Below are 22,796 nucleotides of genomic sequence, written 5' to 3'. Positions count from 1 at the left end.
ACGACGGTTCGGCGCGGGACGAGGATTGGACGGACGATGGCAAACGTCAAGCAGGTCGGTGCGCTGCTGCTGGTGACCGGGATCGGCCTGGCCGTCTGGACGTGGGGTGACAAGCAGGCCGACGACACCTCCGAGGTGAGCGAGCGGATCTCCACCGTCCGGCTGGACTCGGCGAACTCCGACATCACCGTGAAGGTCGGCGACGGGTCGGAGACGACCGTGCAGGTGAAGCGCCAGTACTGGCTGCGGAAGCGCGCCGACGGATACTCGGTCGACGGGGACACGCTGAAGCTCGACGGCAACTGCGGCTGGCAGTGCCGGGCCGACTACGTGGTGACCGTGCCGCGCGGGACGAAGGTCACCGGCGACAACGGCAGCGGCGACCTGCGGCTCAGCGGGACCGGCGCGGTGGATCTGAAGTCGCGTTCGGGCGAGCTCGAGCTGTCGGACGTCACGGGTGACGTGAAGCTGGACCTGACGTCGGGGGACGTGAAGGTCGACCGGCTCAGCGGGCGGCTCGACGTACAGGCCACTTCGGGCGACATCGAGGCGAGCGGGCTCAAGGGCGGCGCGGTGAACGTCCGGACGACGTCCGGCGACCTGACCCTCGACCTGGCCGAGGCGAACGACGTGACCGCCGACGTCACCAGCGGCGACATCGAGGTGAACGCGCCGAGCGGTGCCTACCGGGTCGAGACCGGCACCCGCAGCGGCGAGGTCGAGAACGGCCTCGGCGACGCGCTGCAGGCCGACCACACCATCCGCGCGAAGACCGTCTCCGGCGACGTCGAGCTCACGGCCCACGGGTCCTGAGGTTTGCGGCCGGGTACCTGGCCTTCGCAAGTGGCGTGATCGACACCCTTTGTTGATGGATTCCGTCCGAAGGCCGGAGTAGCTTCGAAGGTGTCGAACGACTTCACGAGGAGGCTCGGATGAGCATCGGTGTGGGGATCTTCCTGATGGTGGTGGGCGCGATCCTCGCGTTCGCCGTCCGCGACTCCTGGGACGCGGTCGACCTGACCGTCGTCGGCTACATCTTCCTGCTCGCCGGAGCACTCGGAATCGTTCTGAGCTTCTACATCACCAACCGACGCCGGCGCGTCCCGAACGAGTCCCTCGACCCCGCGGTCGAGGAGGAGTACCGAGTCGTCGAAGAGCACCACCGCGACGTCAAGGAGTAGGGCGCGGCAGGACCAGTTCCAGCGGCCGGTCGCAGAACGCTCAGGTGGGCGCTCCGACCGGCCGCTCGCGCATGCCCAGCGAGGTCCACAGCGCCACGAACACGATCCAGCCGCGGAACGAAGCCCACAGCTGACTGGGCTCTGCACCTAGCTGTTTCCCGGCCGCTGCGGCGGCCGGCCACAGGCCTCGTGCCCGGCCGCATGGTCGCCGACCTGTAGTCAGCTGCTGGCACCCGAGAGCACGAGCTCCAACCGCCCCGAGCCATCCGCCGTGACAACGACCGGCACACCCCAGTCCTGCCGGTGCATATGGCAAGCAGGGAACTCAACAGCCGACGAGTCATCACAAGAAGCAGCCTGCACAGCAACATGCAGCACCCCGTCCCCAACCCGCTCGTCGATCACCAACCGCCGCGCAAGGTCCGTCCCGTCACCGGCCCCCTCGCGCAGCAGGTTCTCCGGCGTCGACGAGATCAGCAACCGCGTCGACGGCCCGTACCGATCGTCCAGCTTCTGACCCGGCGGCGGCGTGAACACCACCTCCAGCGTCATCTCACCCCCGGCGATCTCCATCGGCGGCCGCTGGGTCCGCGTGCTGAACTCGTCCACCTGCGCGGACGCGCCCAGCGGTACCCGCGTCAACCGGTGCGCCGAAGACTCCACCACGAGCAGTTCGTTGCCCACGACAACGGCCCCGCTGGGCTCGGCCAGCCCGGTCGCCATCGTCTCGACGAGGTTCTGGCGTACGTCGTACCGGCGTACGGCGCCGTTGTAGGTGTCGAGCACGGCGACCGACCCGTCCGGCAGCGCGGTCACGCCGAGCGGATGCTGCAGCAACGCTTCCTCGGCCTTCCCGTCGCGCAGCCCGAAGTCGAACAGTCCCGTGCCGACCGCCGTGTGCACCTCGTCGTCGACCCACCGCAGCGCGGAGATCTCCGAGTCCGCCAGCCACAGCCGGTCCCCGTCCGCCGCCAGCCCGCTCGTCTGCGCGAACCAGGCTTCCTTCAGCGCGCCGTCCCGCAGGCCTTCGTTCGTCGTACCGGCGGCTACCTCGGTCACCGCGGTCAGCGGGTCGAACGTCCACAGTTGGTGAACGCCCGCCATCGCGATCCAGACCTTGCCCTCCCACCACGCCACGTCCCACGGCGAACTCAGTACGTCGGTCCCGTCGCCGTCCATCCACTGCTTGCCGGTCCCGACGAGCGTCCGGGTCTCGCCGGTCGCCAGGTCGATCCCGCGCAGCGCGTGGTTCACGGTGTCGGCCACGACCACGTCATACCCGACCGTCTTCGCGACCTCATCTGGGAGCAGAGTGAGGCCGTTGGGCTCCGAGAACTGCGCGGTCTCGGAGGCGCCGTCCTCGAATCCCCTGGTCTTGCTCCCGAACCGCCGTACGACGGTCTGTGCGTCCGCCGCCAGCTCGGCCACACTGTGGTTCCCGGCGTCCGCCACCAGGAACCCGTTGCCCTTCGCAATCACCTTGGCCGGGAACCGCAGCTCGGTCGGCTCCGCCACCGGCGCCACGTACGGCGACTTGCCGCGCGTCAGCGTCCCCTTGTCCTCGTGCTCGGCGATCAGCTCCTCGAGCAGCGCGTCGAGCGCGTGCGCATGCCCCTCCCCCGAGTACTGCGCGACGATGTACCCGTCGGGATCAACGAGCACCAGCGTCGGCCAGGCCCGCGCCGTGTAGTTCTGCCAGGTCACCAGCTCCGGGTCGTCCAGCACCGGGTGTCCCACCTCGTACCGCGCAACAGCCGCCTTCACGGCCGCCTCTTCCCCCTCATGCGCGAACTTCGGCGAGTGCACCCCAACGATCACCAGGGCGTCCCCGTACTTCTCCTCCAACGGCCGCAACTCGTCGAGCACGTGCAGGCAGTTGACACAACAGAACGTCCAGAAGTCCAGCAGCAAGAACCGCCCCCGAAAGTCCGCAAGCCGAAGCTCCGACCCCCCGGTGTTCAACCATCCCCGACCCTTGAGCTCCGGCGCGCGCACATGCATGCCTCCATCATCCGCCCCACCCCAACCACCACCCGCGGGGGCTCGGTCCGTGGGCACCGTCCGCCAGGCTTCTCCCCACGCACTGCGTGGATCCACCGATGACTGGTCCCTTGTCCGACGCCTGGCGCGGTACATCGCAGCAGCCGCCCGACAACGCGCCAGTCATCGAACAACGCGTCAGTCATCACCTGCTCGGGTCTTCGGGGGTGTCTGCCGGTAGCAGAGTGGTTGCGTTCCGCGAGGAGGACCCACCTACGGTGGTCGGACGACCGACCTTGGGGTGACATGGGTTCCACGGTCGTGATCCTCACCGGGGAGGTCACCCTCGCGCAGTTGATCGCGGCGGCGGTGGTCGGCTCCGCGTTCGGCGCGGTCTTCGACTCGGCGCAGACGGTGGCGATTCGGCACGTCGTACCGCCTGAGCAGTTGCCGCAGGCACTGGCGCAGGACTCGGCTCGCGGGCATCTCGCCGGGCTGGTCGGGCAGCCGCTGGGTGGATGGTTGTACGGCGTGAGCGTCGCCGTACCGGTCTTCGCGGACGCCGTCTCGTCCTTCGTCGGTGCCGGTCTGACCGCGCTGGTCCGCAACCCGCTCCGGACCGAACGCGCACCGGAGGACGGCAGCGGAAAGCCCGGGCGCTTCCGTGCGCTCTGGCGGGACATCACCATCGGTCTGCGGTTTGTTGCCTCGTCGCCGTTCTTGCGGGTGACGCTGGCGTGCGCGGTCGGCTTCAACGCGATCTTCGCCGGGCTCACCATCGCGATCGCCTCGCCTTGATGTTCTTCGTGGCCACGCCGGCGAACGCGACCCTTTCGCCACGCTGACCGCCGTACTGACGGTCGTGATGCACCTCAGTCCAGCAGTCCGAACCATGCCCCGCCCGGGCGCCGATCCGCAGTCGGCCAACGCTGCCGCCGACTCCAACTAGTCAGCTCTGGCCGAAGCGGCGGACGCCTGGGCCGGTTTCGCCTTTCAGCCAGGCGGTGAACTGGTCCTGCTCGTACGGCGGCATCGGCCAGCTGGCTGGTTCTACCCAGACGACTGTTCCGAAGCCGCAGACGCGCGGGCCCTCGTACATCCGGAGGATCTCGCCCGGGCCGACCGCGCGCCACGCGGGTAGGTGGTCGGGGATCGTCGGGACCAGGACCGCGCGGGCGGTCTCGCCGGGCTGGATGTCCACCGCCGAGAAGCCCAGGACCGGGCCTGCCGTCTGCTCGCCGGCACCCCAGGCGGGCATTCCCCAGTTCGGTCGGTAGGTGAAACGGTCCCCGGGTGCGCAGCCGCCCTTGAGCGCCGACTCCCGGCCGCCCTCCCCCGTCGGGACAAGCTGAAGCTCAACACCAACCGCCAACGTGCTGACTGCTTCCATACCCGCAGCGTTCCACATCAGCCTCCGCTACCCCGTCAGCAGGTCCGGACGCGTCGCCCTCTGGCGGCTCACCCTCGGTTGTCCCGTGCGCTCGACCAAACACATCCAGTGACAGAATGTCGCGGTGTCGATCGATCCCGGCGTCGACGGCAAGCCAAGTCACGGCCGTCCCAAGCCGGGACCACGGTTGTCCCGCCGGATCCGAAGGCGAACACCGCGACGGCTGCCCCGTGGTTTCGCGACGGGAACAAGCTCGCGCTGATGGGGCTTGCCGTCGCCGTTGTCGTCGCGCTGTTCGGAGACCACCTCTGGAGCAGAGTCGGAGCAACCCTCCACGGCGAGGCGAGCATAGACACCAAGGAAGCGTTCTCGCCTGGATTCGGGCTGGTCGAGCTTGAGACAGACGTCACCAATCACCTGTTCGCCAGCTTTGCCGTCACCAACCACAGCGGAATCGCCTGGGTTCTCGACCTCTCGACGACACCGGTCAGGACCTTCGGCACGGTCGGCGGTACCGGACTGGTGATCGACGGATTCGAAGCGCCCGATCTCGGCGGCCTCCGACGACTGGCCGCCTATCGAGAAGGATGGCCGGCCAACGCGCAGAATCCCACGACGAGCCTTCAGGTCGTTCCGGCCCGGAGCTGGCACCGCAGGTCCCGCCGCCATGAGGGCCGCCATACTGGCGGCCTCAACTGGACAGCGGCGCCCAGCCAGGCAGCACCTACTCTAATTTTTCTTGTGTCTTTGTTCTTTGCCTTACTTCTTTGGCTTTCCTTCTTCTCTTTGCTTGGTTCCTTTTGCCTTGCCCTTTGGTTTACCTGGGGAGGACGAGGGTGTCGGTCAGGAGCTTGGTGGTTTTTCGGAGGGTGGGGGCTGACGAGGCCAGGTCCGCGGCCAGGGAGTGGGGGGTGAGGGGCTCGCCGGGGCCTACCAGGCGGTGGTGGTGGGCGAGGTGCCAGACGATTGCTCTCGGCCAGGTGGAGAGGCGGGCCTTGGTGAGGAGGTCGGGGGCTTCTCGGACCAGGCGTTCGGCGATTTCGAAGGCGTCGGTGGCGTAGGCGATGCCGAGGGTCTCGCCGGCCAGGAGCCAGGCGTGGGGGGCCAGGACGGAGAGCGTGGCGGCCTGGGACTTGTCCAGGCCGTCGAGGTCCGGGCGAGGCGGGGAGCCCAGGCCCGACAGGGTGCGGTAGGCCTCGTCGAGGTCGGTGCTGGTTTCGTCGAGGAAGACTCGTTCGCCGGAGACGGAGCCGATGGGCTCGTCGAGGGCCGCGGCCTCCAGGGCCGGGGTCCAGACGTCGACCGCGTCGACGGCCTCCTCGACGGCGTCCAGCTCGAGCTGGGTCCGGTCGCCTGCGAACTGGAGCCAGGCCTTCACGACGAGCGGGACGTGACCGAAGTAGGTGCTGTCGGCAAGGACCTTCTGCGGCAGCCAGTTGGCGAGGAAGAGCTCGACCAGTACGGCGCTGACGCGCAGCGGCCCGCCCACGGTGCGGTCGACGGCGTGGTCGATCCACAGGCGGGCGATGTCGGCGGCGTCGCCCGGCAGGCTCGCGGCGTACGGCGAGTCCAGGAACTCCTCCACCAGCTGCTCGCGCTGGCGCGGCGACAACGAGGCCCGGATCGGTGGGCGGACCGGGCGTTCGGGCAGCTGCGTGAGCCGGTTGACCAGCAGCCCGGAGAAGAACTCGAAGTCCTCGGTGACGGGCGGTTCGTCGTGGTCGCGGGTCTGGCCGATCGCCTGCAGGATGATGCCCGCGGCCGTCGCCGGGCGGACCGTGCGCACGGTGACCCGCCCGCCGCGCTGGTAGGCCTCGACGACGCGGTCGACCGGCGGGCCGACGAAGACGTCCTTGGCGATCGCGCCCAGGTTGTTGTCGACGAAGACCACCAGTGTGTGCGGGTGCCGTTCGTCGTCGTAGTCCAGTACGACGCTGAGCCCGTCGCCGGTCACGTCCTCGGAGACGATCGCGCTGGTCAGCCGGAAGCCCGCGATCCGGGACACCCAGTCGGGCACGTCGTCCTGCGTCCGCCCGCGGGACAGGTGCGCACGCTGCAGCGGCAGCCTGCCCGCCGGGCCGACCGTGCGGGCCAGACTCGTCAGCAGGACAAAGGAATCCACGTCCCGGCGTTCACCGAGGACGCGGGCGGCGTCGGCCCAGAAGTAGCGTTCGACCTCGCCGATCTCGTCGGGGCGCCCGGCCGGCCAGAGCTGGTCGGCGAGCAAGGCGGCGGACCGGGCCACCGAGGCTTCGGCGATCACCGGGTGCAGGGCGGGCGGCGCCGCGGCCAGGTCGAGCAGCAAGGTCTCCTGCAGGGTGTCCAGCACAGCGACGCTCGGCGTGGTGTCGGCGTCGTCGACACCCGCCGGGGGCGGGGGATTCGGTCCGGGAGTGGAGCCGACCAGCCGCAGGTGGCTGCCGCGTCCGTCCCGGTCTCGTGACTTGGTCACCTTGGCGAGATTACCGCCGAAGCGCACCCGGCCGCAGGGTGCTGCGCGAGTCCTGTGGACAACCTTTACGACACGCCGTCACGTAAGTACTACGGCCCGTGGCTCCCGAGGGAACCACGGGCCGCGAAAAGGAAGCTCAGCCCTTCAGCGCACCGGCCATCAGCCCGCCGATGAACCAGCGGCCGAGCACGATGTAGACCAGCAGCGTCGGGAACGACGTGATCAGCGCGCCGGCCATCGAGGCCGCGTAGTCGACCTTCTGCCCGCCCGACAGCGCCGCGAGCCCGAGCGTCACCGGCCCGTTGTTCTGCTGGGTCAGGAACAGCGCGAACAGGAAGTCGTTCCAGACCGAGGTGAACTGCCAGATCAGCGTGACCACGAACCCGGAGATCGAGATCGGCAGGATGATCCGCGCGTAGGTCTGGATCAGTCCGGCGCCGTCGACCCGGGCCGACTCGATGATCTCCATCGGGACGACGGTCGCGTAGTAGTTGCGGAAGATCAGCGTGCAGATCGGGATGCCGTAGATGACATGGGTGATCAGCAGCGTCGGGATGCCCCGGGTGACGTCCAGGTCCTGGTAGGTCTGCCGCAGCGGCAGCATCACGGCCTGGTACGGGATGAACATGCCGAACAGGATGAACGCGAACACCAGGTTCGCCCCGGGGAAGCGCCACCGGGCCAGTACGAACCCGTTCGCGGAGCCGATCAGCGACGCGATGATCGCGGCCGGTACGGCGAGCGACAGCGAGCGGACCATGTACGGCTGCAGCACGTCCCAGGCCTTGCGCCAGGGCTCGAGCGTCCAGGTCTCCGGCAGCGACCACTGCGCCGCGGCGGTGGTGTCCTGCGAGGTCTTGAAGCTGGTGATCACCACGACGTACACGGGCGTCAGCACGAACAGCAGGAAGAGCAGCAGCAGGAGGTAGCGCACGGTCCGGCTCTTGCGGGTCGAGCCGTCGCTGACCGCGTTGCGCCGCGGCTTGTTGGCGACCGCCGCGGCCGCCTTGCCGGTCGCCTGACTGGCGTCGACGACGCTCATTCTTCGCTCTCCTGCCGGACGGTGTACGCGACGTACGGGATGACGAGGACAGCGACGACGGCCAGCAGCACGATCGCGATCGCGGCCGCCTTCGCCATGTCGCTGCGGAGCAGGGTGTTCCACATGTAGACCGACGGCACTTCCGTGCGGAACTGGTTCGGCCCGGTGATCGCGTAGATCAGGTCGAACAGCTTCAGCGACATGTGGCCGAGGATGATCAGCGCGGACAGCGCGATCGGCGACAGTTGCGGGAACAGCACGTACCGGTAGAGCTTGAACTCCGACGCGCCGTCGACCCGGGCCGCCTCGCGCAGCTCCGGCGGGATACCCCGGAAGCCGGCCAGGAACAGCGCCATGATGTAGCCGGACAGCTGCCAGACCGCCGGCAGCGCGATCGAGGCCATCGTGGTCCAGCGTGATCCCGCGGTCCACCAGGGGTTCTCGAGGAAGTTCAGGTGCAGGATCGAGAACAGCCGGTTCAGGCCGCGCGCGTCGTCGCCCTGGGACGGGTTCAGCAACCAGCCCCAGACGACGCCGGACGCGATCATCGACACCGCCATCGGGAACAGGAAGACCGAGCGGAAGATGCCTTCGCCCGGGACTCCCTTCTCCAGCAGCAGCGCCCAGAGCAGGCCGAAGATCAGCGTGCCCACGATGAACGCCACCGTGAGCACGCCGAGGTTCTTCAGCGAGTTGAGGAACCGTTCCTCACCGAACAGGTTGACGTAGTTCTCGAAACCGACGTGGTTCGTCGGCACCGGCCGGGCGTTGTGCTTGTCCGTCAGCGACGTGTTGAACGTCCAGGCGATCAGCCCGTAGACGAAGTACCCGAGCAGCAGGACCGTGGGCAGCAGTACCAGTGCCCCCGGACCCCAGGTACGGATCCTTCCGTGCATGAGACTCAGGACTCCGAATCGTTGGTCGGCCGGTGGAGAGAGCTAGGTCAGTTCGGCTTGGCGGCCGCGACGAGTGCCTTCTGCAGCACACCGACGTCCATGCCGCTGCTGAACTGGCCCATCGCCGACAGGATCGAGTCGTTCTGGCCGAGCGTGCACGCGGCACCGTGGGCGCAGGACGGGACGATCTTGTTCGCCTTCCAGTCGGCCATCGCGGCCTGCTGGTACTTCGGGTAGTCGGTCACGACGGCGTCGGAACGCGCCGGGATCGAGCCCTTCTTGGTGTTGAAGGCCTTCTGACCGGCGGCCGAACCGACGACCTTCAGCCAGCACTTCGCGCCCTCGGGGGTCTGCCCGTTGGTCGGCAGCGTGAAGGAGTCGGCCAGGTACTGGAAGTTGCCCGCCGTACCGGGAGCCGGCCAGTAGGTGTACGCCGAGTCCGGGACCTTGTCGGCGAGCTGCTGCGCGGCGACCCAGTCACCCATCACCGTGTACGCCGCCTGGCCCTTGTTCACGTACTGCAGCGCGTCCGGCCAGTCGATCGCCTCGCGGTCGGCGTTGCTGAACGACAGGATCTTCTTGAACTTCTCCAGCGCGGCGGTGACGTCGGCGCCGGCCATGTCGGTCTGACCGTTCCACAGGCCGGTGAACTTGTCCGGGCCGAGCTCGGCGAGCAGCACGACCTCCATCACCATCTCCTCGGCGAAGCCCTTGGAGGTGGCCAGCGGAGCCTTGACCCCGGCCGCCTTCAGCTTCTCCATGTCGGCGATCCAGGCGTCGACCGAGGCCGGGGCCTTGGTGGCGTCGAGGTTCGCCTTCTTCAGCACCGCCGGGCTGGTCCACACGACGTTGGCGCGGTGGACGTTGGCCGGCACCGAGTAGATCTTGCCGTCGACGGTCAGGTTGTCGATCAGGCTCTGCGGGAAGGCCTTGTCCAGACCGAACTCCTTGTAGAGATCGCTGACGTCGTCGACCTGGGCGTTCTTGATGTAATCGCCCAGCTCCGCGCCGGCGTGCGCCTGGAAGGTCGCCGGCGGCTTGCCCGCGGCCAGGTCGTTCGCCAGCACCTGCTTGGCGTTCGAGCCCGCGCCACCGGCGACGGCCGAGTTCACGAACTTGTAGTCCTTGCATTCGGTGGCGAACGTCGAGACCAGGCCGTCCAGACCGGCCTTCTCGCCACCGTCGGCCCACCAGGTGAAGACGGTGACGTCCTTGCTCGCCGACGCGTCCCCACTGCCGCCGTCGTCGCTGTTCCCGCAGGCACTGACCGCGAGAAGACCCGCGGCACCCAGCACCGCGATGGTCTTGCTCAAACCACCACGCATTTTCGTTCTCCGATCAGTTCGTGGAGGGCCCCTTGACGGGCCAACTCTGGGCACCAGCGTCCGGAGGTGTCAACGCTCTACCCCAGCACGTTGTGCACATGTGACACCTTTTGTGTGGATTTGTCGATCAGGGCCACAACAGGGTCTTGATCGCGCGCCGCTCGTGCATCGCAAGGTAGCCCTCGGCGACCTCGGCCAGCGGCAGCTGCTGGTCGAACACGCGTCCCGGTTCGATCTCACCCGCGAGGACGGCGGCCATCAGTTCCGGCAGGTAGGCGCGCACCGGCGCGACCCCGCCGGCCAGCCCGACGTTCTTGCTGAACATCTTCCGGATCGGGACCTCCACGCCATGCGGTACGCCGACGAAACCGACCGTCGCGCCCGCTCGCGCGATGTCGAACGCGGTCTTGAACGACTGGTCCGTCCCGACACACTCCAGTACGGCGTCCGCGCCGACTCCGTCGGTCAGCTCCAGCACGGCGTTCTTCGCGTCGTCACCGCGCTCGGCGACGATGTGTGTGGCCCCGAAGGACGTGGCGAGTTTCTGCCGCGATTCATGCCGCGACAAGGCAACAACTTTCTCGGCACCCATCCGCACAGCAGCCAGTACGCCGCACAGCCCGACCGCGCCGTCGCCGACCACCACGACGGTGTCGCCGGCCTTCACCCGCGCCGACCGGGCCGCGTGCCAGCCGGTACCCATCACGTCGGACAGCGTCAGCAGCGACGGGATCAACGAGTCGTCCGGTACGCCGGGTGTCGCGACCAGCGTGCCGTCGGCGTGCGGGACCTTCGCGTACTCGCCCTGGCCGCCGTCGGCGCGGTCGCTGCCGATCCCGACGATGTTCTGGCACACGGACTGGTACCCGGCCAGGCAGTTGGGGCAGGTGCCGTCGCTGGCCACGAACGGGGTGACGACGAAGTCGCCCGGCTTCACGGTCCGGACGTCGGCGCCGACCTCCTGGACGATGCCGACGTACTCGTGCCCGATCCGGCTGCCCGGCTTGATCTTGTTCTCGCCCCGGTACGACCACAGGTCGGAGCCACAGATGCAGCCGGCGACGATCTTGACCACCGCGTCGGTCGGGTCGACGATCACCGGGTCCGGCACTTCGCTGAGCCGAACATCGAACGGGGCATGGATCGTGGTGGCTCGCATGCCCGCAGCATAAGCCTGATGGTTGAAACTTCAGATGACGGTGTAGCGGCCGCGCCGGTGGACCAGGGGCGGTACGTCGTCGGCGAGCAGCTCGACGTGCTCGATCGCGAGCTGGACCTGCAGCGACCAGCCGGCTTCCGGAGGGTCCTCGGTCACCAGCCGGCAGCCGGCCCAGGTGCTGACCCCGACCGGCGCCGGACCCCACGATGTCTCGATCCACTCGAGCATGCGGAACGGTCCGCCGGGCGCGGGAGCCACGTACCCGAAGGCGTCCGCGAGCTGCTGGTGCGGTCCGCCGAGCAGCCCGACCACCGCGGTCTTTGCCTGACGCAACGTTTCCCAGAGGTCGGAGTCGGGATCGATCAGCCCGACCACGACCCCGGGGTCGCCGTCGCCGACAACCATCGAGGAGACCGTCAGCCCGGCGCGCTTCCCCTCGTACTCGCTGGTCCACAGACCAACCGGCGAGGCCAGTCGCCCGCGAAAGCGCCGAACCGGGCTCCGGTCACTCTCCGCAGGCAGGAACGGATGGTCCCCGTGAATGGTCACGGGGCCTCCTCGAAAACTCGGAGTCCCCCCAGGTTTTGGGGCCTCCCGCTCTGGACTGAGGAGGGAGGGAGCGCAGCGACCGACCGACGAGGGAAGAGCGGGAGACAAAGCCCCAAAACCCGCGGCGACGAAGTCGACGCCAAAAATACAGTCACGGGGTCAGCGTACGGCGGTCACCCGATCAGGTAGCGAGTATTGCTCGATCGGGCGGCTGAGCTGACCGCTTGCCCCTCGCACCGATTCGATCCGGCCGGCGGCGAACTCGAAGCGCAGGTGCTCGCCGTAGCCGCCGTAGCCCGAGCCGCTGGTGACCCGCAGCGTGCTGTCGCCGGACGGCTCCAGCTGGGTCGGCTCCGCGGTCGGGTCCGCCGCGGTCGGGTCGATCAGGTAGAGCCGGCCGCCGAGCAGCGCGATGTCGTCCACGCCCCACAGGTTCGCGAAGCGCCCTGTGAAGCGGGCCAGATCGCCCTCGCCGCGGTCCTTCGACTCGGCCAGGTCGATCAGCTTCAGCACCCCTTCGGCCAGCTGGTTCGCCGGTCCGTCGATCGCGTTGGTCAGCACCGACACCGCGACCCGGCGGTCGGCGTCGACCAGCGAGCGGGTGATGTGCCCGGGGTAGCCGCCGCCGTGACCGAAGACGTCCCGCTTGGCCACCTTGTTGATCTGCAGCCCGAGCCCGTACTGCGGCCCGTCCTCCTCGGTGGTCTTCCACAGCCCGTGCTGCATCTGCCGCTTCGACGCGTCGGTCAGCAGCCGGTCGTCGCCGGTCAGGTGGGCGGACCAGTAGCTGACCAGGTCGTGCGCGGTGCTGTAGAAGCCGGTCGCGGAGGCGAGCGCCCCGGTGTCGATGTGCTCGATCGGCACCCGCTGGTCGGCGTACGCGTAGGCGCTGTAGCCCGCGGCGTACTGCGCGCTCCGGCCGGGATCGAGCTCCGGCCCGAGGTCACCGAGTCCGAGCTTGGCCACGATCGCGGTCCGCACGTGCTCGTTGTACGACGTCCCGGTGACCGCCTCGATCACCAGGCCGAGCAGGCCGTAGCCGATGTTGGAGTACTTGAACCGGTCGTTGTCCTCGAGCACCGCCGACGTGTCCGTCTTTCAGTACGCCGAGCAGGCCCGCACGGTCCGGGAACGGCCTCACGAGCTGCCAGAAGTCCGAGTCCAGGCTGTCCCGGGTGACGCCGCCGGCGTGGCTGAGCAGGTCCCGCAGGGTGCGCTCACCGAGCGGCGTCCCGACGATCTCGGTCACGTGCGCCGACGCCTTGTCGTCCAGCCGGACGCGGCCCTGCTCGACCAGCTGCAGCACGGCGGTCGCGGTGAACGTCTTCGAGTGCGACGCGATCCGGAACAGATGCTCCGAGGTCAGCGCGACCTGGCCCTCGACGTCGGCCAGCCCGTACGCCGTCGACAGCGCGACCCGGTCCCCGGCGTACACGGCGGCCTGGACCCCCGGGACCCGCTGGTAGCGCTGGTTGAAGGCCAGCCAGGTGTCGTAGTACGCGAGGACTTCGGTCAGGTTCCGGTCGTCCACAGGGTTAGGCATGACGCCTGGATTGAATGACGCGGAAGCGACTCGCAACGTAGGCGCCGTCGGTGTACGTCGCGTTGGCGGCCGGGTTCGCCCCGGTGCCGTGGAAGTCGCTGAACGCCGCCGACTGGTTCACGAAGACCTGGCCGGTCAGGTTCTCCGACAGTGCGACGCCGACATCCAGCGCGGTGTCGCGCGCCAGCTCCAGCACGCCCTCGTCGGTCGAGTAGATCCCGGCCGTCATCGCGCCGCCCTCGGCGACCGTCCGGCCGAACAGCTCGATCGACTCCTTGGTGTCCGCGGTCCGGACCAGGAAGGAGACCGGGCCGAAGCACTCACGCCCGTAGACGCCCTCGTCCTTGGCGTCGATCGCCACCAGCAGCGGCGTACGGACCACAGCGTCCTCGTACGACGGATGCTTGATCGCGCGCGACTGCAGCACGACGTCGCCGTACTCCTCGGCCAGCTCGAGCCGGCTGACCACTGCCTGGTTCACGATCCCGCCGAGGATCTCGACCGCGCGGGCGTCGTCGCCGAGCAGCTTGCCGATCGCGGTCCCGATGCCGGCGCCGACCTCGTCGAACGACTTGTGCCCCTCGTCGGTCTCGATGCCGCCGGCCGGGACGAACAGGTTCTGCGTGGTGGTGCACATCTGGCCGGAGTACAGCGAGAGCGTGAAGGCCAGGTTGTTGCACAGCGCCTTGAACGAGTCGGTCGAGTCGACGATGACCGCGTTGACGCCGGCCTTCTCGGTGAACACGGTCGCCTGGGTGGCGTTCTGCTCGAGCCACTCGCCGAACTCGCTGCCGCCGGTGAAGTCGATCAGCTTGACCTCGGGCCGCTGCGCGAGCGGCTTGGCCAGGCCGTCGTCCGGCCGCTCGGCGACCAGGGTGACCAGGTTCGGGTCGAGACCGGCCTCGGCGAGCACCTCGCGGCAGACGTCGACGGTGATCGCCAGCGGCAGGACGGCCAGCGGGTGCGGCTTGACCACGACGGCGTTGCCGGTGACGAGCGAGGCGAACAGGCCCGGCCACGAGTTCCAGGTCGGGAACGTGTTGCAGCCGATCACCAGCGCGACGCCGCGGCCGGTGACGGTGAAGTTCTTGGTCATCCGGATCGGGTCGCCCTTGGCCGGCTTCTCCCACAGCGCCTCGGCCGGGTAGCGGCTCATCTCCTCGTACGCGTAGGCGACCGCTTCGAGCGCGCGGTCCAGCGCGTGCGCGCCGCCGGCCTGGAACGCCATCACGAAGGCCTGGCCGCTGGTGTGCTGTACGGCGTTGGCGAGCTCGAAGACGCGCTTGTGCAGCCGGTCGAGGATCTCCAGCGTGACGCCGGTCCGGCCGTCGATCCCGGCCTTGCGCCAGTCGGTCAGCCCCGCCTGAGCGGCGGCGAGCAGCTCGTCCAGGCCGCTCTCGGTGGTGCGCGGGTACTCGACGTTCAGCTCGATGCCGAACGGCGACTGCTCGGTGACGACCGTCCCGTTGGCCCCCGGGGTCGGCAGCGCGTACTCCTTGCCGAGGTGCTGCTCGAAGGCGGCCTTGCCGTCGGCGGCCGCCGTCTCGCCGTACACCCGCGGGCTCGGCGACTCGGGGAAGGCGGAGAAGTAGCCACGGCTGCGGATCGCCGCCAGCGCCCCGTCAAGGCGGTCGCGGTGGGTGGCGAGCCAGTCGGTCGATGTCATGGGGTGCGCTCCAAGCTGAGATGGTCGACGAGGCTGATGTTACAGTCGGCAGACGAATCGGCGATAGGGTGTAACAGCATGGGCGAGAACCTGCCGTCCCGCGTGGCGGCCGCGATGTGGGCCGGGGACACCGCCAGTGCGATGCTCGGAATGCGCCTGATCGAGGTCGGAACCGGCACGGCGCGTCTGGAGATGACGGTGCGCGACGACATGGTGAACGGCCACGGTATCGCTCACGGCGGCTTCGTCTTCACGCTCGCGGATTCCGCGTTCGCGTTCGCCTGCAACTCGCGCAACCAGGTCACCGTCGCGCAGGCCTGCGACATCGTGTTCGTCGCGGCCGCCCAGCGTGGCGACGTGCTCGTCGCGGAGGCCGTCGAGCGAACGTCGTACGGGCGCAACGGGATCTACGACGTCACCGTGCGCCGCGGCGACGAGGTCGTCGCCGAGTTCCGCGGCCGCAGCCGCCAACTGTCCGGAACCGTCATCCAGGAGGACTCATGAGCTGTGCTGTTGGCCTCGCCTCCGGCTCGGCGGGTCATGGGGCTTGGTCTCCCGGTCTTCCCTCGTCGTTCGGTCGCTTCGCTCCCTCACTCCTCAGTCCAGACCGGGAGGCCCCATGACCTTGGCCTGCTCCTCGATTCAGAACGGAATGGCGCTATGACCCGCGTGGCCTATCTCGTCGACGGGATCCGGACCCCGATCGGCCGGTACGGCGGTGCGCTGGCCGCGGTGCGGCCCGACGATCTCGCGGCGCACGCGCTGCGTTCCCTGCTCGCCCGGCACCCCTCGCTGGACCCTTTGGGCATCGACGACGTCGTCCTGGGCTGCGCGAACCAGGCCGGCGAGGACAACCGGAACGTCGCCCGGATGGCCGTGCTGCTGGCCGGGCTGCCGGACAGCGTGCCCGGCTCGACGATCAACCGGCTCTGCGGCTCCGGCCTGGACGCGGTCGCCTCGGCCGCGCGGTCGATCGTTGCCGGTGACAACGAGATCGTGATCGCCGGTGGGGTCGAGTCGATGTCGCGGGCGCCCTTCGTGATGCCCAAGGCCACGAGTGCGTACGCGCGCTCGGCGGAGATCTTCGACACCACGATCGGCTGGCGGTTCGCCAACCCGGTCCTGAAGCAGCAGTACGGGATCGACTCGATGCCGGAGACCGCGGAGAACGTCGCGGCCGACTTCCGCGTCGGCCGCGAGGACCAGGACCTGTTCGCGCTACGCAGCCAGCAGCGCGCGGCCAAGGCGATCGCGAACGGCCGGCTGGCCGAGGAGATCGTTCCGGTCGAGGTGCCCGGCAAGCGCGGCGCCGTGACGGTGGTCGACACCGACGAGCACCCGCGCGAAACCTCGCTGGAAGCCCTTGCGGGGTTGAAGACTCCGTTCCGCGACCCGGGCACGGTGACGGCCGGCAACGCGTCCGGCGTGAACGACGGCGCGGCCGCGCTGCTGGTGATGAGCGGCGAAGCGGTCGAGCGGCTCGGCGTCACGCCGCTGGCCCGGATCGTCGGGACCGCGGCGGCCGGCGTACCGCCGCGGATCATGGGGATCGGGCCCGCGCCCGCGACCCGCAAGCTGCTCGACCGGACCGGTGTCGCGCTCGCCGACGTCGGCGTGATCGAGCTGAACGAGGCGTTCGCGGCGCAGTCGCTCGCCGTACTGCGTGAGCTCGGTCTGCCCGACGACGCCGACCACGTCAACCCGAACGGCGGCGCCATCGCCCTGGGTCACCCCCTGGGGATGTCCGGTGCCCGTCTCGCCCTGACCGCCGCCCTGGAGCTTCGCCACCGCGACGCCGGGTACGCGCTGACCACCATGTGCATCGGCGTCGGGCAAGGGATCGCGACCCTGCTGGCACGCATTTGATGGGTTAACCCCTCAAATGGACCGTTGGCCTACCGGATTATCGTGGGCCAACGGCGCATTTGCTGGGTGAACCCCTGAAATTTCGGAGGTCTCCGCCATGACCGAGCGCTTTCTCGGTGAAGCTTGCCCGCCCGAGCTGCAGGACGCCGGTGAGCGGCTGTCCGTCGACGAGCTCCGGGCGCGTCAGCTCGCCCAGCTGCAGACCACCGTGCGCGCGGCGTACGAGAATGTGCCGCACTACCGGGCGGCGCTCGACGGCGTGGGGTTCACGCCCGACGACCTGCGGGAGCTGTCGGATCTGAGTCGGCTGCCGTTCACGGCGAAGAAGGACCTGCGCGACAACTACCCGTTCGGGATGTTCGCCGTACCGCGTTCGGAGGTCGTGCGGGTGCACGCCTCGTCCGGTACGACGGGCCGGCCGACGGTCGTCGGCTACACGCGCGGCGACATCGATCGATGGGCGGACCTGATCGCCCGCTCGATCCGGGCCGCGGGCGGTCGGGCCGGGGACGTGTGTCACGTCGCCTACGGATACGGGCTGTTCACGGGTGGGCTCGGCGCGCACTACGGCGCCGAGCGGCTCGGGTGCACGGTCGTGCCGATCTCCGGCGGCATGACCGAGCGGCAGGTCGACCTGATCCGCGACTTCGGCGCCGAGATCATGATGGTCACGCCGTCGTACTTCCTGTCGATCCTGGACGAGATGGAGGCCCGCGGGCTGGATCCGCGCGACACCTCGCTACGGATCGGGATCTTCGGCGCGGAGCCGTGGACCGAGCAGATGCGCCTCGAGGTCGAGCAGCGGACCGGCATGCACGCGGTCGACATCTACGGACTGTCGGAGGTGATGGGCCCGGGCGTCGCGCAGGAGTGCGTCGAGACCAAGGACGGGCTGCACATCTGGGAGGACCACTTCTACCCGGAGGTCATCGACCCGGTCACCGGCGAGGTCCTCCCGGACGGCTCCGAGGGGGAGCTGGTGTTCACCACGCTGACCAAGGAGGCTTTCCCGGTCCTGCGTTATCGCACCCGGGACCTGACCCGCCTGCTCCCCGGCACCGCGCGGCCCGGGATGCGCCGGATGGAGAAGATCACCGGCCGTACCGACGACATGATGATCGTCCGCGGTGTCAACGTCTTCCCCACCCAGATCGAGGAGCAGATCCTGCTGGTCGAGGGCCTCACGCCGCACTACCTGTGCGTCCTCACCCGCCCGAACCGGCTCGACGAGCTGACTGTCCAGGTCGAGGCCGCCCCCGGCCTGACCGACCACTCCCCCGCGGTCCGCGAGCTCTCCCACCGCATCAAGACCCACGTCGGGATCACCGCGGCCATCGAGGTCCTGCCGCCGCACGCGCTGGAACGCTCGCTGGGCAAGGCGAAACGCATCAACGACCGACGGAAGCTCTAGGGCTCCAGCAGTTTCGGCAGGGTTTGGTGGGCCGCGGCGGCCAGGTCCTCGGTGGCGTTCGGTACGCCGGCGAGGTGGCGGAGCAGGGCCTGGGTGAACAGGCCGTCCAGCAGGCCGTACGCCGTACTGGGGGTGACCGTCAGCGGGCGGTCGGCGAGGTCGGCGTACGTCGTGACGACGCGCCAGATCATCAGCTCGAGGGTCTGGTCGATCTCCAGGACGTCCTTGCGGAAGGACTCCTCGAAGAGGGCCTGGTTGCGCAGGTCGTACCAGAGGCGGTGCATCGCGGCGTCCTCGCGGCACGTGGTCGCCAGGGCGTCGGCGAAGTCCTTGCGGATGCCCTCGGCGGTGGTCGCGGTGTCGACGAGCTCGTCGTACCGGGTCACGCACTCGGCCTTGTACTGCCGCACGCAGGCGGTAATCAGCTCGACCTTGTCGCGGAAGTAGTAGTGCAGCACTCCGTGCGAGAACTCGGAGTTCTGGGCGATCTCGCGCAGGCTGGTCCGGGCGTAACCGAGCTCGGACAGCGTGCGCAGCGCCGAGGTGGCCAGTTGCGCGCGGCGTTCCGCGAACTTGTCCACCTGCCGGCGCGAGATCCGGTCCGTCACCTCGGTCATCGGCGAGCCTCCTGACCACCAGCCTACCCGGAGCCGCGGGAATTCCTTGACAGTTGTCCAAGAAAGTCTTGACGACTGTCCAGGATTCGGTGACGCTGAGGGGCATCGCCCCGGTCATCGCCTCACCGGTGACCGTGGCGTCAAGCATCCGCACCGTCTGAGGGGAGATGCCATGTACGACCTGACCGGACGCAAGGCTCTGGTGACCGGGGGCGCCCGCGGGCTCGGCGCCGGGATGGCCGCGGCACTCGCCGCCGCCGGCGCCTCGGTGGTGATCGCCGACATCCAGGAGGACCTGGGCAGCGCGACCGCCGACGAACTGAAGCAGACCGGCGCGAACGCGGTGTTCGTCAAACTCGACGTGACCGATGACGCCAACTGGGAGACCGCGATCACCGCCGCCGTCGGTGAACTGGGTGGCCTGGACATCCTGGTGAACAACGCCGGCGTCGAGCTGTCCGGCCTGGTCGTCGACCTCGAGCCGGACGACGTACGCAAGATGCTGGAGATCAACGTGCTGGGCACCGCGCTCGGCGTGAAGCACGCGTTCCGGGCGATGCGCCCGGGCGGACCGGCGGGGTCTGGTGGCTCGGTGGTCAACATCTCCAGCGTCGCGGCAACGATCCCGTTCCCCGGCATCGCGGGCTACTCCGCGACCAAGTCGGCGGTCGACCGGCTGACCCGCGTGGCCGCGATGGAGTCCGGCAAGCTCGGGTACGGCGTACGGGTGAACTGCGTCTACCCGGGACTCGTCCCGACCGAGATGGGCATGAAGCTCGCGGCCGACATGGTCACGCTCGGCCTGTGGCCGTCGGCTGAGGCCGCGGTGGGCGACGTGATCGGACTGACGCCGCTGGGTCGGCTCGGCGAGGTCGGCGACATGGCGGACGCGGTGGTCTTCCTGGCCAGCGACGCGGCCAAGTTCATCACCGGTGCGGGCCTGCCGGTCGACGGCGGAATGGGGATGTGACATGACCAAACCTGTCGTCGTGTACGGCGCCTCCGGCTACACCGGCCGTCTGGTGTGTGAGTACCTGCGCGAATACCACGTCCCGTTCATCGCGGCCGGCCGCGACAAGGCCCGGATCCAGGCGGTGCTCGACAAGGTCCCGGGGATCGAGACCGTGGAGCACGAGGTGGTCGAGGTCGACCACGAGGTCGGCGCGCTGACCGAGCTGTTCAGCGGCGCGCAGGTGGTCAGCAACATGGTCGGCCCGTTCGTGAAGTACGGACCCGAGGTCGTCGAGGCGTCGCTGGCGGCCGGCTGCCACTACCTGGACACCACCGGCGAGCAGGACTGGATGCTGGCCGCGCAGGAGAACTGGGGCGACAAGTTCGCGTCCCAGGGCCTGCTGCTCGGCCCCGGCATCGCGCAGATGTACACCACCGGCGAGATCGCGGCGAACATCTGCCTGGAGACGCCCGGCCTGGACACGCTCGACATTCTCGTGCTGTGGAAGGGTTTCCCGACGTACGCGTCGACGCAGACGATCTTCACGATCCTCAAGGCGGACTGGCACTACCTGGAGCAGAACAAGCTGGTGAAGTGGGACCCGCTGACCACGTTCGAGGTGAACGTGCCGGGCCAGCACGAGTCCGCGCTCGCGCTGCCGTGGGGTGGCACCAGCCATCCGGTCTGGTTCCGCAACGACCCGCGGGTGGCGAACGTCAAGGTCGCCGGCGGCGTCTTCGACCGGGCCGTCATGCAGGGCGTGGTCGAGGCCGTGAAGATGGTCGAGACGCAGATCAAGACGCTGCCCGCCGACCAGCAGGAGTCGGCGCTCGCGGACGTCGCCGCGTCGGTCCAGGCCAGCATGCCGCCGCGGGAGAACCCGCGGATCAACACCTCGCTGGACTCGGTCTACGCGACCGGGCCGCTCGGCCGCGCGCACTGCGTGATCTACGGGAACAGCAACTACAAGCAGACCGGCGCGCTGCAGGCGTACGCGGCGTACTCGCTGCTGCAGCAACCGCCGCGGCGCGCCGGGCTGGCTTCGGCCTGCCAGGCCTTCGGGCACCGCGAACTCCTGGGCGTCCTGCGGAGCTTCGGGCTGGTGCTCGAACCCGTTGTGACCGTCCACCACTGAGCCAGGCGCGGGGGCGTCCTCTCTCACCCCCTTGGGTCTCCCCCGCGCCTGTTCCACCGAGGAGTTCGCGTGCGGTTGTACGACTATCTGGACAAAGGGGCGTCGCTCGGTCCGGCGGCGCCCTGCCTGACGATGGACAGGACCAGCCTGAGCTACGGCGCGGTGCAGGAGCTGTCGTACCAGGTCGCGCGGGCGCTGGCGAAGTCCGGGATCGCGCCGGGCGACAAGGTCGCGATCCTGTCGGCGAACAACCCGGTCGCGTTCGCGTGCGTGTTCGGCATCTCCCGGGCCGGCGCGGTCTGGTGCCCGGTGAACCCGCGCAACGAGGCCGCCGAGAACCGGGACCTGCTGGACGCGTTCGACTGCTCGGTGCTGATCTTCCAGCGCGCCTTCCTGCCGTTGGTGCAACGGATCCTGCCCGACCTGCCGAAGCTGCGCCTCGTCGTCTGCCTCGACGAGTCCTTGCCTGAGGCAAGCAGCTTGGCGGAGTGGCTGGATGGCGTACCGGCGGAGCCGTGGCAGGCCGAGCCGGTCGACGACGTCGCGCTGCTGGTCGGCACCGGTGGGACGACCGGGCGACCGAAGGGGGTGATGCTGACCGGGCGCAATCTCGAGACGATGTCGGCGATCACGTTGATGGCCTATCCCTTCGAGGGGCGGCCGGTCTATCTCGCGCTCGCGCCGCTGACGCACGCGGCCGGCGTACTGTGCTTTCCGGTGCTGACGCTCGGCGGCGAGATCGTCGTGATGCCGAAGCCCGACCTGCCGCAGTTCCTGGCGCTGGTCGAGCGGCACCGGGTCACGCACACGTTCCTGCCGCCGACGCTGATCTACATGCTGCTGGCCGAGGAAGCCTTGCCCAGCACGGATCTGAGCTCCCTGCAGTGCTTCTGGTACGGCGCCGCGCCGATGTCGGCCGCCCGCCTGGAGGAGGCGCTGGAGCGGATCGGGCCGGTGATGGCCCAGCTGTTCGGCCAGAGCGAGGCGCCGATGATGATCGCGACGATGGCGCCGGCCGACCACTTCCACCCCGACGGGTCGCCCGCGGTCGAGAGGTTCGCCTCCGCGGGACGGCCGAGTCCGCTGACCCAGGTCGCGATCATGGCGGACGACGGACGGCTCCTGAACCACGATCAGCGCGGGGAGATCGTGGTCCGGGGGTCGCTCGTGATGGCCGGGTACTACCAGGACCCCGAGGCGACCGCGGTTGCTTCGGCGTACGGCTGGCACCACACCGGGGACATCGGGTTCCTCGACGACGACAACTACCTCTACATCGTGGACAGGGCGAAGGACATGATCATCACCGGTGGGTTCAACGTGTACTCGGCCGAGGTCGAGCAGGCGCTGATGACGTACCCAGCGATCCAGGACTGCGCGGTCGTGGGGCTGCCCGACGAGAAGTGGGGCGAGCGGGTCACCGCCGTGCTGCAGCTGCACCCGGGGCTGACCGTCTCGGAGTCGGAGGTCCGCAACTACGTGAAGAGCCGGCTGGGCAGCGTGAAGACCCCCAAGCAGGTCGTGGTCTGGACCGATCTGCCGCGCTCCAAGGTCGGGAAGGTGCTGAAGGCCGAGGTGAAGGCAATCCTGTTGAGTTCCGGCCCCGCGGACCGCTAAGGTTCAGGCAACGAC

General features: G+C 69.0%; 22 protein-coding genes. 9 read left to right on the top strand and 13 right to left on the bottom strand.

The window, feature by feature from the left end; genetic code table 11:
* Positions 1-36 precede the first annotated feature (36 nt).
* Positions 37-813: a DUF4097 family beta strand repeat-containing protein gene (locus ACLQ2O_RS04220; RefSeq protein ID WP_425827344.1), complete on the top strand. Its 777-nt coding sequence runs from the start codon at positions 37-39 to the stop codon at positions 811-813.
* Between the two features lie 119 nt (positions 814-932).
* Positions 933-1,181, top strand: coding sequence for a DUF6458 family protein (locus ACLQ2O_RS04215; protein ID WP_425827342.1), 249 nt, complete (start codon positions 933-935; stop codon positions 1,179-1,181).
* A 219-nt stretch (positions 1,182-1,400) separates the two neighbouring features.
* Here ACLQ2O_RS04215 and ACLQ2O_RS04210 read toward each other — a convergent pair whose 3' ends face one another.
* Complete coding sequence (locus tag ACLQ2O_RS04210; RefSeq protein ID WP_425827340.1) at positions 1,401-3,182, bottom strand: NHL domain-containing thioredoxin family protein; 1,782 nt, start codon at positions 3,180-3,182, stop codon at positions 1,401-1,403.
* Positions 3,183-3,467: 285 nt separating this feature from the next.
* On the opposite strand from ACLQ2O_RS04210, the gene ACLQ2O_RS04205 reads away from it, so the two are divergent.
* Positions 3,468-3,959 (top strand): MFS transporter, encoded by a 492-nt coding sequence (locus ACLQ2O_RS04205; RefSeq protein WP_425827338.1) that lies wholly within the window; start codon positions 3,468-3,470, stop codon positions 3,957-3,959.
* Between the two features lie 151 nt (positions 3,960-4,110).
* Here the strand turns inward: ACLQ2O_RS04205 and ACLQ2O_RS04200 are convergent, their stop codons facing one another.
* The 11 genes from ACLQ2O_RS04200 to paaN all read right to left on the bottom strand — a co-directional run bounded on the left by ACLQ2O_RS04200 (position 4,111) and on the right by paaN (position 15,183).
* Positions 4,111-4,551, bottom strand: coding sequence for a hypothetical protein (locus tag ACLQ2O_RS04200; RefSeq protein ID WP_425827337.1), 441 nt, complete (start codon positions 4,549-4,551; stop codon positions 4,111-4,113).
* A 159-nt stretch (positions 4,552-4,710) separates the two neighbouring features.
* Complete coding sequence (locus tag ACLQ2O_RS04195) at positions 4,711-5,232, bottom strand: hypothetical protein (protein ID WP_425827335.1); 522 nt, start codon at positions 5,230-5,232, stop codon at positions 4,711-4,713.
* A 136-nt stretch (positions 5,233-5,368) separates the two neighbouring features.
* Positions 5,369-7,003, bottom strand: a complete 1,635-nt coding sequence (locus ACLQ2O_RS04190; protein ID WP_425827333.1) for a hypothetical protein — start codon at positions 7,001-7,003, stop codon at positions 5,369-5,371.
* Between the two features lie 136 nt (positions 7,004-7,139).
* Positions 7,140-8,045: a carbohydrate ABC transporter permease gene (locus ACLQ2O_RS04185; RefSeq protein ID WP_425827331.1), complete on the bottom strand. Its 906-nt coding sequence runs from the start codon at positions 8,043-8,045 to the stop codon at positions 7,140-7,142.
* Positions 8,042-8,941: a carbohydrate ABC transporter permease gene (locus ACLQ2O_RS04180; RefSeq protein WP_184800267.1), complete on the bottom strand. Its 900-nt coding sequence runs from the start codon at positions 8,939-8,941 to the stop codon at positions 8,042-8,044. The genes ACLQ2O_RS04185 and ACLQ2O_RS04180 overlap by 4 nt, the downstream gene beginning before the upstream one ends.
* Before the next feature lie 47 nt (positions 8,942-8,988).
* Positions 8,989-10,254, bottom strand: a complete 1,266-nt coding sequence (locus ACLQ2O_RS04175; RefSeq protein WP_425827328.1) for an ABC transporter substrate-binding protein — start codon at positions 10,252-10,254, stop codon at positions 8,989-8,991.
* A gap of 139 nt (positions 10,255-10,393) precedes the next feature.
* On the bottom strand, positions 10,394-11,425 hold the full coding sequence (locus tag ACLQ2O_RS04170) for a zinc-dependent alcohol dehydrogenase family protein (protein ID WP_425827326.1): 1,032 nt from the start codon (positions 11,423-11,425) through the stop codon (positions 10,394-10,396).
* Positions 11,426-11,455: 30 nt separating this feature from the next.
* Positions 11,456-11,974 carry a flavin reductase family protein gene (locus tag ACLQ2O_RS04165; RefSeq protein WP_425827324.1) on the bottom strand — a complete coding sequence of 173 codons (519 nt, stop codon included), beginning with the start codon at positions 11,972-11,974 and terminating at the stop codon, positions 11,456-11,458.
* Between the two features lie 159 nt (positions 11,975-12,133).
* The gene (locus ACLQ2O_RS04160) at positions 12,134-12,994 is read right to left on the bottom strand and encodes a serine hydrolase domain-containing protein (RefSeq protein ID WP_425829061.1); all 861 of its coding nucleotides are present in this window, start codon (positions 12,992-12,994) and stop codon (positions 12,134-12,136) included.
* Entirely contained in the window at positions 12,918-13,517 is a 600-nt protein-coding gene (locus ACLQ2O_RS04155; protein ID WP_425827322.1) for a serine hydrolase domain-containing protein, read from the bottom strand. Before ACLQ2O_RS04155 ends, ACLQ2O_RS04160 begins: the two co-directional genes overlap by 77 nt.
* Positions 13,510-15,183 (bottom strand): phenylacetic acid degradation protein PaaN, encoded by a 1,674-nt coding sequence (gene paaN / locus ACLQ2O_RS04150; protein ID WP_425827320.1) that lies wholly within the window; start codon positions 15,181-15,183, stop codon positions 13,510-13,512. The genes ACLQ2O_RS04155 and paaN overlap by 8 nt, the downstream gene beginning before the upstream one ends.
* A gap of 78 nt (positions 15,184-15,261) precedes the next feature.
* Here paaN and paaI point away from each other — a divergent pair, with 78 nt between their 5' ends.
* The 3 genes from paaI to paaK all read left to right on the top strand — a co-directional run bounded on the left by paaI (position 15,262) and on the right by paaK (position 18,460).
* Complete coding sequence (gene paaI / locus ACLQ2O_RS04145) at positions 15,262-15,687, top strand: hydroxyphenylacetyl-CoA thioesterase PaaI (protein WP_425827318.1); 426 nt, start codon at positions 15,262-15,264, stop codon at positions 15,685-15,687.
* Between the two features lie 156 nt (positions 15,688-15,843).
* A complete protein-coding gene (gene pcaF / locus ACLQ2O_RS04140) occupies positions 15,844-17,049 on the top strand; it encodes a 3-oxoadipyl-CoA thiolase (RefSeq protein WP_425827316.1) in 1,206 nt (401 codons plus the stop codon).
* Between the two features lie 97 nt (positions 17,050-17,146).
* Positions 17,147-18,460: a phenylacetate--CoA ligase PaaK gene (gene paaK / locus ACLQ2O_RS04135; protein ID WP_425827314.1), complete on the top strand. Its 1,314-nt coding sequence runs from the start codon at positions 17,147-17,149 to the stop codon at positions 18,458-18,460.
* Here paaK and ACLQ2O_RS04130 read toward each other — a convergent pair.
* Positions 18,457-19,077, bottom strand: a complete 621-nt coding sequence (locus tag ACLQ2O_RS04130; RefSeq protein WP_425827312.1) for a TetR/AcrR family transcriptional regulator — start codon at positions 19,075-19,077, stop codon at positions 18,457-18,459. The genes paaK and ACLQ2O_RS04130 overlap by 4 nt on opposite strands.
* 172 nt (positions 19,078-19,249) lie before the next feature.
* On the opposite strand from ACLQ2O_RS04130, the gene ACLQ2O_RS04125 reads away from it, so the two are divergent.
* The 3 genes from ACLQ2O_RS04125 to ACLQ2O_RS04115 all read left to right on the top strand — a co-directional run bounded on the left by ACLQ2O_RS04125 (position 19,250) and on the right by ACLQ2O_RS04115 (position 22,781).
* On the top strand, positions 19,250-20,047 hold the full coding sequence (locus ACLQ2O_RS04125; RefSeq protein WP_425827310.1) for an SDR family NAD(P)-dependent oxidoreductase: 798 nt from the start codon (positions 19,250-19,252) through the stop codon (positions 20,045-20,047).
* A gap of 1 nt (position 20,048) precedes the next feature.
* A complete protein-coding gene (locus ACLQ2O_RS04120) occupies positions 20,049-21,164 on the top strand; it encodes a DUF5938 domain-containing protein (protein ID WP_425827308.1) in 1,116 nt (371 codons plus the stop codon).
* A gap of 69 nt (positions 21,165-21,233) precedes the next feature.
* Complete coding sequence (locus ACLQ2O_RS04115; protein WP_425827306.1) at positions 21,234-22,781, top strand: AMP-binding protein; 1,548 nt, start codon at positions 21,234-21,236, stop codon at positions 22,779-22,781.
* The last annotated feature ends 15 nt before the right edge of the window (positions 22,782-22,796 follow it).

Origin of the sequence: Kribbella sp. DT2, from assembly GCF_049844575.1 — a bacterium.
In the GTDB taxonomy this organism is placed as follows: Bacteria; Actinomycetota; Actinomycetes; order Propionibacteriales; family Kribbellaceae; genus Kribbella.
This window is presented reverse-complemented; position numbering and strand designations above follow the sequence as displayed.